The organism is Nonlabens ulvanivorans (assembly GCF_000732625.1).
GTDB classification, from domain to species: Bacteria; Bacteroidota; Bacteroidia; order Flavobacteriales; family Flavobacteriaceae; genus Nonlabens; species Nonlabens ulvanivorans.
The window spans coordinates 57090-57916 of record NZ_JPJI01000012.1 but is presented as its reverse complement, the minus strand read 5'-3'; the positions used below and the strand labels follow the sequence as shown (position 1 = coordinate 57916).

General features: G+C 34.9%; 1 protein-coding gene. It reads right to left on the bottom strand.

Translation table 11 applies throughout. The features are described from left to right. Positions 1-245: 245 nt before the first annotated feature. Positions 246-827: beta/alpha barrel domain-containing protein (locus IL45_RS01575; protein ID WP_081866514.1), on the bottom strand; the 582-nt coding region annotated here is incomplete at its 5' end.

The window sequence follows — 827 nt, the reverse complement described above, 5'->3', positions numbered from 1 at the left end:
AATCAGCGCACGTATTTCACTAACCACATCATTCTCTTGAGTAACGATGTTTTCAGTATCATCAGTTGTAACTAATTTGAGACCATGCTCTATCATAAAATTGTGCTTATACTAATTGGTTTACCAATCTGAAAAACCAAATTAAAGTGATATCTCAGATATTTCCAAGAAATACGGCTGCTTAATTTAAAAACCTATTATTTTAAAGTCAACTAGTACTTATTAAGCAATTAAAAGATTTAATTTTATAGCACTGACGCAGTCTGAACAGCTATTTTAATATCTTGTTCTAATCCTTCAAAATCTCCATTATTGATTTTAAGTTTATCAAATAATTGACTTCCCATTCCTACGCAGTTTACTCCTGCCTTGAACCATTCTTTTAAACCATCTTCTGTAGGGTTGATTCCTCCAGTAGGCATAATGGCTAGTTGTGGTAGGACTGATTTAACCGCTTTCGCGAAAGCGGAACCTATAACATTTGCTGGAAATATTTTAATCATCTCACAACCCAAATGCATTGCGGTAGTAGCCTCGGTTATGGTAGCTATTCCAGGTATATAAGCGATATGGTTTTGTACACAATAGGCTCCAAGTTCAGAAACTAAACCTGGTGAGACTATAAATTCTGCGCCTGCTTCAACAAATTGAGCCGCTGTTTTTGAGTCATAAATCGTCCCTACTCCTATCACTAGATCATCATACTTTTTAAAATGAGGTATTATAGTCTTAAAAGTCTCAAGACCATTAAGACCACGATTGACAAATTCAAATATGCGTACTCCACCTTTATAAGATGATTCAATGGTATTGATCACTACGTTTGC